The organism is Holdemania sp. Marseille-P2844 (assembly GCF_900120005.1).
Taxonomy (GTDB): Bacteria; Bacillota_I; Bacilli_A; order Erysipelotrichales; family Erysipelotrichaceae; genus Holdemania.
On sequence record NZ_LT635451.1, the window covers coordinates 320,082 to 330,799 of the forward strand.

General features: G+C 49.2%; 8 protein-coding genes. All 8 read left to right on the forward strand.

The window, feature by feature from the left end; all coding sequences use genetic code 11:
* Nucleotides 1–17: 17 nt before the first annotated feature.
* Entirely contained in the window at nt 18–1,748 is a 1,731-nt protein-coding gene (locus tag BQ7364_RS08150) for a septation ring formation regulator EzrA (protein WP_072684265.1), read from the forward strand.
* The gene (locus tag BQ7364_RS08155) at nt 1,729–2,889 is read left to right on the forward strand and encodes a cysteine desulfurase family protein (protein ID WP_072684266.1); all 1,161 of its coding nucleotides are present in this window, start codon (nt 1,729–1,731) and stop codon (nt 2,887–2,889) included. Before BQ7364_RS08150 ends, BQ7364_RS08155 begins: the two co-directional genes overlap by 20 nt.
* The gene (thiI, locus tag BQ7364_RS08160) at nt 2,870–4,066 is read left to right on the forward strand and encodes a tRNA uracil 4-sulfurtransferase ThiI (protein ID WP_072684267.1); all 1,197 of its coding nucleotides are present in this window, start codon (nt 2,870–2,872) and stop codon (nt 4,064–4,066) included. The genes BQ7364_RS08155 and thiI overlap by 20 nt, the downstream gene beginning before the upstream one ends.
* 156 nt (nt 4,067–4,222) lie before the next feature.
* Complete coding sequence (locus BQ7364_RS08165) at nt 4,223–4,867, forward strand: hypothetical protein (RefSeq protein WP_072684268.1); 645 nt, start codon at nt 4,223–4,225, stop codon at nt 4,865–4,867.
* Nucleotides 4,868–5,464: 597 nt separating this feature from the next.
* Nucleotides 5,465–6,763 (forward strand): group II intron reverse transcriptase/maturase, encoded by a 1,299-nt coding sequence (gene ltrA / locus BQ7364_RS08175; RefSeq protein ID WP_072684269.1) that lies wholly within the window; start codon nt 5,465–5,467, stop codon nt 6,761–6,763.
* A gap of 301 nt (nt 6,764–7,064) precedes the next feature.
* Complete coding sequence (locus BQ7364_RS08185; protein ID WP_072684271.1) at nt 7,065–8,984, forward strand: BglG family transcription antiterminator; 1,920 nt, start codon at nt 7,065–7,067, stop codon at nt 8,982–8,984.
* A gap of 31 nt (nt 8,985–9,015) precedes the next feature.
* Nucleotides 9,016–9,294, forward strand: a complete 279-nt coding sequence (locus tag BQ7364_RS08190; RefSeq protein WP_072684272.1) for a PTS sugar transporter subunit IIB — start codon at nt 9,016–9,018, stop codon at nt 9,292–9,294.
* 20 nt (nt 9,295–9,314) lie between these two features.
* Nucleotides 9,315–10,574: a PTS ascorbate transporter subunit IIC gene (locus BQ7364_RS08195; protein WP_139248601.1), complete on the forward strand. Its 1,260-nt coding sequence runs from the start codon at nt 9,315–9,317 to the stop codon at nt 10,572–10,574.
* Nucleotides 10,575–10,718: the final 144 nt, after the last annotated feature.

Sequence of the window (10,718 nt, forward strand, 5' to 3'; positions counted from 1 at the left end):
CTAAGAGGTGGTATGCGTTGGAGAAGGTACTGGAAATTCTGACACGAAAAGAAGTGATCATCGCCATGGTGGTCATTCTTGTTCTTTTTATAATCTGGTTCATCGTGCGAAAGGTAAAGATTAAAAACTGCAAGGCGCAGCTGTCGGAGCTGGAAGTCCGGTACAACTCGATCAAGAGCGTGCCGCTGCCGTTTAAGCTGAACAAAGCCGTGGCGATTGCTCGCGTCAATCAGGAGACGATGGCGCAGGTCACGCATTGCAAGGATGATTTTGAACTGGCGCAGGCCAATCTGAAGCAGATCGCGCAGATGCTGGCGGACACGGAAGACATGGTTCTGGTCGGTAAGCTGAAAGACGCGCGCATCAACCTGGACGATCTGGACAACATGATGGAGCTGGGCGAGGAACAGGTCCATCAGCTGGAAGCGTTCCTGGATAAAATTCTCGAAAAGGAAACAGCGCAGCGGGCGGAAGTCACGCAGATGAAGGAAGAATTCCGGACGCTGAAGCTGCAGGCGCAGGAAAAGAGCGCGCAGCTGTCGTTCTGTTGGGAGACAATAGAAAACCGGATCGCCGCGACGGAGAAAATGTTCTCGGCGTTTGAGGAGTGGATGTATGCGTCGGAGTTTGAAAAAGCTTCGGAAGAGCTGGTAGAAATCCGCGAAGCGCTGGGCGATCTGACCGATATCATTAATAACCTGCCGCAGCTGCTTCAGGAAGCGCGCGGACTGATTCCGAATTTGATCGACGAGGTTTCGCGCAGTTATTCGATGCAGAAACAAAAGGGCGTTTATCTGCACCATCTGGAAGTGCCGCGCAATCTGGAAGTGATCAGCGAGACGCTGAAAGAAGATCTGGCTGCACTGAAGCAGGGGACAGCCGTTCATATCCGGGCGCATCTGGACGAGGATAAAAAGCGGCTCAGTCAGTTGTTGGCGCAGATTGAAAAAGAAGGCCAGAGCTATGACGAAATGCGTCAGGCTGAGGAAAAAGCAGAAAAGACCGTGCTGCAGCTGAAAGAAAACAGTCAGTATGTCCGCCAGCTGATGGCGAAGGTTTCCGTGCGGTTTGGGATCGAGGATCTGAGTGATCAGATTAAACTGCGCGAGCAGCGGATCATTGAAATCGAAGATATGCGCGTCAAGATCATGCAGATGATCAAAGGCAATTCCGTTCCGGCTTCGACGATTTTGATTTCCCTGAAAGAGCTTCAGCAGGAAGCCGACGCCGTGCTGACTGAGGTCAACCAGCTGAAAGCGCGGCTGGACAGCGCCTGCAGCGACGAGGCCCGGGGGAAGAAGCAGCTGCTGAAGCTGCAGCTGATCATGAATGAGATGCAGGTCAAAATCCGCAAGAACAAACTGCCGGCGATTTCCGCCACCTATGAAGGTGATCTGGCGCGGGCTGTCGAATATGTCCGCTCGATTGAAGATCTTTTAACCGATACGCCGCTCAATGTGCAGCTGATGAACGCCACGCTCAACGACGCGATCGATTATATTTACAAGCTGTACAACAATGTGAACAACCTTGTCGCCATGGCGATCATGGTGGAGAATACGATTGTTTTCGGGAATAAATACCGTTCGACGTATCCGGATATCGACTCCGAGCTGACCCGGGCCGAGCTGTGCTTCCGCAATGGCGAATACACGCAGGCGCTGACCGTGGCGCTGGCGACGATTGAACGAATCCATCCGGGGTCGTATGAGAAGCTGATAAAGGAGAATGCGCAAAGTGCTGCCTGATAACGCGATTTATTTTGATAACGCCAGTACGACGCCGGTGCATCCGGAAGTCCGCAAACTGGTCAACTCGCTGTTGGAAACATCGTTCGCCAACAGCGAATCTTTGTATGATGAAGGGATGGAAATTTCCCGCCTGATGGAAAAAAGCCGCACGCAGATTGCTTCTCTTCTGAAAGTGCAGCCGCATGAAATTATTTTTACCAGCGGCGCCAGCGAGGCCAACAACATGGCGATCAAGGGCGCGGCGTTTGCCGCGATGGGCAGGAAAAACCATCTGATAACGACGAAGGTCGAACATTCCAGTGTCGCCAACGCGATGCGCCAGCTGGAAGAGGTGTTCGGGTTTGACGTGACCTGGCTGGACGTCGACGAACGCGGCGTAGTCCGTCTGGATCAACTTGAGCAGGCGCTGAGCGAGAAAACGGCGTTGGTTTCGATCATGGCGGTCAATAATGAAGTCGGCAGCGTCATGCCGCTGGAAGCCATTAAAAAGATCGTCCGGAAAAACAGCCACGCTTTGCTTCATATCGACTGTGTTCAGGCGCTGAAGCGAATTGATCTGGATCTGAGCCAGGTCGATCTGGCAAGCTTTTCCGCGCATAAGATTGAGGGCTTGAAGGGCAGCGGCTTTTTGATGAAGAAGCAGCATGTGAATCTGGTGCCGATCATCAGCGGCGGTCAGCAGGAACAGGGACTGCGCGGCGGCACGGCCAATTCCATTGCCGACATCGCGCTGGCCAAAACTTTGCGTTTGGCTCTGGAAGAACAGACGCAGTACCGGATGGTGACCCGTCAGCTGAATCGGCGGATGCGCGAAGGGCTGGCCCAGCTGCCTGAGATTGAAATTAACAGTCCGGACGACGGCGTCAGCGCAATTTTAAATTTCTCATGCAAAACGATCCCGTCGGAAGTCATGATGAACGCGCTTAACAGCCGGAATATCTGCGTTTCCGCGCAGAGCACCTGTTCCAGCAAGTCCAAAACGCCATCCCATGTCCTCAAGGCGATGGGGATGAGCGATAAGCGGGCACTGTCAAGCATCCGCTGCAGTTTTTCCAGCCGCAACACGCCGGAAGAAGTCGATCGATTTCTGCGGGAACTGAAGGAGATATTACATAAATATGGAACCCATTCACTATGATCACATTTTAGTCCGTTATGGCGAATTGTCGACCAAGGGTAAAAACCGTAAGGATTTTATCAAAAAGCTGACCGACAACATCCGCGCCTCGTTAAGCGCTTATGACAAATTGACGTATGAGCGGACCTTTGACCGCTTATATATTCACCTGCATGGAACGGAACCGGAGGAAATCTGCGCGATTCTGAAGGAAATCTTCGGCCTGAGTTCATTTTCCCTCTGCCTGAAAATCCGTTCTGGTCTCGACGCGATGGTGGAAACCGGCTATCAGGTGGCGATGGAACGCGGCCAGGGGACCTTTAAGGTCGAAACCCGCCGTCATGATAAGAAATTCCCGATGGTCAGCGATCAGATCAATCGTGCCGTCGCGACGAAAATCTTGAAGGAAAGCGAAATGAAGGTCGACGTCCACCACCCGGATCTGCGGATCGGGATTGAGGTCCGCGAGGAATTTACTTATGTGATGGCCGATACCGTCAAAGGCGCCGGCGGCTATCCGGTCGGCATGGGCGGCAAAGCACTGCTGATGCTTTCCGGCGGCATCGATTCGCCGGTCGCCGGCTACCTGACGATGAAGCGGGGCGTGGAGATCGAATGCATTCACTATGCCTCCCCGCCGTATACCTCCAGCAGCGCTCAGAAAAAAGTGTTGGACTTAGCCGGGATCATCTCGAAATACCAGGGCAGCATCAAGGTGCATATCATTCCATTTACCGATCTGCAGCTGGCGATTTACAAGCATTGCGACGAAAGCTACGCGATCACGATCATGCGCCGGATGATGTATCGGATTGCCGAGCGGGTCGCGCAGAAATACAAATGCCTGGCGATCGTCAACGGTGAAAGCATCGGGCAGGTCGCTTCGCAGACGCTGGAAAGTATGCAGACGATCAATCATGTCATCGACATGCCGGTAATCCGGCCGGTCGTCACCTACGATAAGCTGGAAATCATCGACGTGGCCCGCCGCATCAACACCTATGAAACGTCGATTCTGCCATTTGAAGACTGCTGCACGATCTTTACCCCGAAGAATCCGGTGACCAAGCCGCATCCGGAAAAAGCGGAAAAGATGGAAGCCGGCTGGGATTTTGAAGCCTTGATCGACGAGTGCATTGAGAAAATGGAAACCGTCGTCGTCACACCCGCAACGCCGCAGGAAGACGACCTGTTTTAAACAAAATAGATATAAATGAAGCATAAGCTTTCTAATTCAGCCGGGGGAGTCGTGAAGGACCCCGGCTTTTTCCATTTCTTCCCAAGCGTTCGTTTTGATTTCACCTGAATGTCTTCTGACAAAGACAGCCATACTGTTATTGAGGTGAGAAAAATGATGGATTATCGTAAACGCGAGTATCAGTGTCCTTCCCGGAAAAGCCAGAACGATTACAAGTATGAGATGGCTTACGAGTTGGGCGCCGATTACCAGGAAGCCCTGGTCGAACGCAAAAGCGAGTATCTTCAAAATGTGAAGCAAAAAGAAATTTGCAAGCATGCCACCGAATTTGGACAGGAGATGGAAATCATGAACAATCAGAACAACCAGTACAGCCAGAACAACAACGACCGTCAGCATCAGTCTGACCGCCAGCACAACCAGGAAAACAGCCGTCAGAACAACCAGTACCGCTCTGAATTCTCGCAGGAAAATCAGTTCCAGCAGAACAACAACGATCGTCAGCACCAGTCCGATCGTCAGAACAACCAGAGCAACAGCCGTGAGAACAACCAGTACCGTTCTGAATTCTCGCAGGAAAACCAGTTCCAGCAGAACAACGACCGTCAGCATCAATCCGATCGTCAGCGCCAGTCTGACCGTCAGAACAATCAGGAAAACAGCCGTCAGAACAACGAATACCGCTCTGAATTCTCGCAGGAAAACGAGTTCCAGCAGAACAATGACCGTCAGCACCAGTCTGATCGTCAGCGCCAGTCTGACCGTCAGAACAACCAGAGCAATCGTCAGAACAACAAATAACGACCGATCTCAACGTGATCAGTCCAGAAAGGAGCGGGAAACCGTTCCTTTTCTGTTTGTGTGCCGGGCATGGCATACATCTAGTTGGTGAAAATCCAACCACGGGTATTTACCGCCAAGTGTAGTGAACCACAAGTCGTTAGCAGTGATGTTAAGGGTGAAGGAAGTGGTGTAGCAAAATCTTCGAGGTTACGAACAGAAACCTGATGAGGCTAAATGGTGGATAAGGTTGCGAAACAAACCAAAGTCCAAAAGGTAAACGTAAAACCAAGACAGTAAATCAGGAACTTGTGAAGATAGGAAAGAGATGTATGTCTTACCCCGGGAGGTCTTGTGAACGATGAAGTCCAATAAACTTTAAAATCAGGGATGGTAGCATCGGTCGAAAAAGGTTTACCACAAGAAGTCAGCTGAGGTCATATTAGTTATCCAGCCTAGATAACGAAGGACTTAATGTATGTATAGTGTGAATCACTATGAGAAAATGTTCAAGCAATCCGAAAATGAGGATACTCTGAAACAATGAATCGTAATCATTGATGAGGAAAGTAGTGGGGATGGACTTGGATAAATCTACGAGTAGAGGAGGAACAGCGAATGAGATTGATAGAAAAGATGCTAAGTAAAAGAAATATGGAACTGGCGATAAAGAAAGTCAAGAGTAACAAAGGCGCACCGGGTGTTGATAACATGATGGTGGAAGAAATTGACAAATATTTTGAAATACATGGAGAGGAAATTATAACCGCAATCATGAATATGAAATATAAACCAAAGCCAGTAAGGAGAGTCTATATACCAAAAGCAGATGGAAAGCAAAGACCGCTAGGTATACCGACAGTAACAGATAGAGTAATACAACAAGCATTAGCGCAGATACTGAGCGAAATATATGAACCACATTTCAGTGAAAACAGTTATGGGTTTCGCCCCAATAGAAGTGCACATAATGCGATGGAACAAGTAATAGAATATCTAAACGAAGGATACGAATGGGTTATTGACATGGATATAGAAAAATATTTCGATACAGTACATCATGACAAGTTAATCTCAATACTTAGAGAACATGTGAATGAAAGAGAAATACTGCATCTGATACGTTCGTTCTTAAAAGCAGGAGTTATGGAAGATGGACTAGTAAGTCCAAATGAAGCAGGAGTACCACAAGGAGGACCACTCAGTCCAGTACTATCAAATATATATTTAGATAAGCTTGATAAAGAACTTGAAGAGAGAGGGCTGCGCTTTGTGAGGTACGCTGATGATGGTAACATCTTCGTAAAGAGCGAAATGGCAGCAGAAAGAGTAATGAAATCAATCACATGGTGGCTAGAAAGAAAACTATTCTTAAAAGTGAGTGCGACAAAGACCAAAATCGTAAGACCGACGAAAAGTAATTTTCTAGGTTTTACGTTCTGGAAAGGAAGTATGGGATGGAAGTGTAGGCCAAGCGATAACAGGAAAGCGAAGTTATGCATGAAAATCAAAGAAATACTAAAACGGAAACACGCAGTAGCAAGACCATTAGCAGAAACATTTAAAAGAATAAACCAAATTATACGAGGATGGATAAACTATTTCCGTATCGGAAGTATGAAACAATTCTTGGATAAATTCGGACAATGGTTAAGACACAAAATAAGAGTGGTTATTATTAAGCAATGGAAGATACCGAAACGGATTTATATAAATCTGCAAAGACTGAATAAACTGCAAAATTTTTCCTTCACAGAGGAAGACATATTTAAAGTAGCAAATTCAAGACTAGGATGGTATCGAAGATGTGGAATGAATGTGGTAAACTACATCTTAAATCCCAGAATACTAGCCATAAAGAAAAAGGAAAGACAAGGCTTAGTCAATCCTTTAGAGTACTATCTAAGTTATTCGTGACAGCAATACATATGTAGCGCCGTATACGAGATCCGTACGTACGGTGCAATGGGAGGGGCGAAATTTATTTTCCCTCTACCCTATTATCGCCGGCAGGCAGATTTTTCAACATGGAAATCGGAAAATACGTTTGAGGTTCAGCTTCTGCATAAAAACAGAATTCTGGAAAGTGAGGATCAGAAGCAAAAGCGAGCCGAAGCAGAGGTTTTTGTGATGGCGTGCAAAAGTTTGTTTCTCCTGTGCAAGAAGCCGTTCTTGTCCCACTATAATAAATAAGAAATAATAAAGAAAAGGAGAAACCATGAAGAAAAGACAAAGCGAGCTGATCCGCTGGATTCTGCAGTCGCCGGGCCTTCCTTTTGAAACGGCGTTGGAGAAACTCCATGTTTCCAAACGTACGCTCTACTATGACATTGAAGAAATAAATTATTGTTTGCGCCATTGCGCGCAGCTGAAAAAAATCGCGGGACAACTGGTCTTTGTGGGCGATCTGCAACGGGTCAGCCAGATGATCGCCGATCAGGAACTCACGCTGCAGGGAACGGAGGAAAAGCTGGAGTTTATTTTATATAAAATTCTGTGTGATGATTTTCCAAGATTGGAACAGATGGAACAGAAGCTTCAAATCAGTCATTCCACGATGACCTATCTGATGAATGAACTCCGCGTTCAGCTGGAGGCGCAGGGCATTGAATTACGCTATGACGAGGGCGCCTATCAGATCCGCGGCGATGAAAATCAAATCCGCGACCGCTATATATACTGCCTGTACAACGATAACAATCTGATCAACCGCATCAGCAGTGAAATCCTTACGTTTAATCAGAAAAATCAACTGGGCTTAGCGGATTATTCGCTGGCGCTGCTTTCAGCCATGCTTCGGTTTGTCCGATTACGAATGACTAAGAAATGCCGGATCCGAGCCGACTGGACGCTGGAAACGCAGGCCTTCCATTACCGTCAGTCAGTCGCGGCTGATCTGAAAATCAACGATCCGCTGGAAGCAGCCTATCTCACAGCGTTTATCAGCTCTTTGACAACGCTGAGCGCAGGTGAAAAACAGACGATTATCGATCAGGGCGTGACGCGGCTGATCACCTGTTTTGAGAGTCGGATGGCAGTGGTTATCGAAGACCGTGAAACGATCCGGCGCAGTATTGCGCAGCATCTTCTGGCCTCTTATTATCGGATTCAATTTCAGTTTCCAATTCGAAATTTCTGTCTTGATGAGATTAAGTCCCGGTACTTCGAATTGTTTACCATGATTCGTCTGATTCTGGAAGACGAACAAATCTTTCCGGAATTCAAAGGGATTCGGGAAGAAGAAATCGCTTTTCTCACCGCCTATTTCGGCGGGGTGCTGCGCAGTCAGGAAAATCACCGGCGAATGCGCAATCGGATTCTGCTCGTCTGTCCGCAGGGACTGATGGTCTCCAAAATGCTTCAGATTCAGATCGAACAAAGCGTGCCGCTGATCCAGATTGTCGATCAGGTATCGCTGCAGCGCCTGCCGCAGCTTACGGTTCCTTACGATTATATTGTGTCTACAATGCCGATTGAAGGCTATGATGAGAAACTGATTCAGGTCAACCCGCTGCTGAATCGTCAGGACGTCTGTTTGTTGATGGAAAAATGTGCGGGGATACCGATGCCGGACTCCGGTCCGGAAATCCAGCCGCTGTTGCAGGTGATCGAAAAATACTGTGTCATCCAAAACCGTCCGGCGCTGGTCAGAGAATTGGAAGCCTTGTTATACAAACATAAAGAAGAAAGGGGAAGTCCTATGTTAAAAGAACTGATCACATCCGATAAAATCCGTGTATTAGATCATGTCGACAGCTGGCAGTCCGCGATAGCCGAGGCGGCGCAGCCTCTGGTTTATGACGGAAGTATCGATCCGGAATACATTCAGGAAATGATCGCCTCGATTGAAAAGTATGGTCCTTACATTGTGCTGGCCGACCGCTTTGCGCTGCCGCATGCCAGCGGCGCTCTGCATGTCCACCGGCTGGGCATGGCGATTCTTTCCGTGAAGGAAGCGGTGGACCTGTTGGGAAAACCCGTCAATTTGTTCGCGGTTTTGGCGACGGTGGACAGTACCTCGCATATCCGCGCGTTAGCTGAACTGACTGAGATTCTGTACGATCAGGCCAACATTGACAAGCTGTGTCAGGGCAGTGCGGAAGAGATCTTGAGATTGATCCGGCAGGATCCATCTTAGATAAAAACGTTCGATAAAGGAGGTGAGCGTTATGAAATTTGTTGCCGTGTGCGGCTTTGGCGTCGGATCCAGTCTGATCCTGGCGATGAGCTTACAGAAAGTCGCGGACAAGCTGGGATTGGACGTGGAAGTGGAGAACACCGATCTGACGTCAGCCCACAGTGCGGACTGCGACGCTATTTTTACAAGCCCGCAGCTGCAGCCCGAATTGTCGCAGAGTGTTTCCGTTCCTGTTTTTGCCGTTACCCGCTACATGGATCTGAGCGAAGTCGAAAGCCAGGTCCGCCAGTTTCTCAATGAAAAACAGTAAGTCGAAAGGGGATTTACACTATGGAATTGATGAATTTTATAATTAACAGTATCTTTCGCAATCCGCCGGTTCTGCTGGGCTTGATCGCAGCCCTCGGACTGGCGCTGCAGAAAAAACCATTCGGCACGATCGTCAAGGGCGCGCTGATGACAGCCTTCGGCATGGTCATCCTCAACACCGGCGTCTCGATGCTGGTACAGTCGATTCTGCCGATCAACACGGCGTTCCAGTCGCTGAACGGCACCGTTGCCGAAGGTCTCAACGACGCGACCTTTACCGCTTCCTTTGGCGGCGATATCGGCATGGCGATGTTTATCGGGATGATCCTGCATCTGTTGATCGCCCGTTTCACGCCGGTCAAAACGATTTTCTTAACCGGCCACATGCTCTGGTGGTTCCCGTTTATCTTTGTGGCCGCCGGGGTTGAAGGCGGTTTGCGCGGAATGCCGCTGATTCTCTTTGGGGCGATCTGTTCCGCATTATACTGGTCGCTGATGCCGTGGGCGCTCAAGAAATACACGTTTGCGGTCACCCGGGACAACAGCTTTCTGCTGGGCCATCCGACCGGCTATCTCGGCTTGATTTCCGGGTTTGTCGCCTCCAAAGTCGGCAATAAAGAAAAATCGACGGAGGATATTCAAATTCCGAAGGCGCTGTCGTTCTTCCGTGAGATCTCCATTACCGGCTGTCTGGTCATCTTCGTGATGTTTGTGATCGTCGGCCTGACGATTCCAACGATGCTGGGCGAAGGCGAAAACGTCGTCGTTGTAGCGATTGCGCAGGGTTTGAATTACGGCGCGGGCTTGATCCTGCTGCTGCAGGGCGTGCGCATGTTGATCAGCCAGATCGTTCCGGCGTTCAAGGGCATTTCGGAGAAAGTCGTTCCGAACGCGATTCCGGCTTACGACTGCCCGATGCTGTTTACCTACAAGCCGAATGCCGTTCTGATCGGCTTTGTCGTCGCGATGATCACCTCGACCGTTTTGATTTTGATCTGCAACGCGACGCAGGTCTTCGGCATTATGCTGGTTCCGTTAGTCATCACTTCGTTCTTCGAGTGCGGCACGGCGGCGATTCTGGGCGAAGGCCAGGGCGGCCTGCGCGGCGCGGTGATCGGCACATTTGTGGCCGCGGCGGTGATGGTTGTCATGGTCGGCTTCTCGGCGCTGGCGTATTCGCATACGATCGCCAACTGGATGCTGATCAATGCCGGCAACGACTTTTCACTGTTCGGCATGCTGGCGAAAGCGGTCGCCTCCCTGCTGGGCGGAATCTTCTGATCTGTCATTCAATTTGACTTTTAATTATGTAAAGAACCGGTTCGCTGAAAAAGGCGCCGGTTTTTTTGCTTTTGAAAAGCCGGTCATCGCTGTTACACCTGCGAAAAAGCCTTGGTTAAGGTTGTCCATCTCGTTTATTCCTGA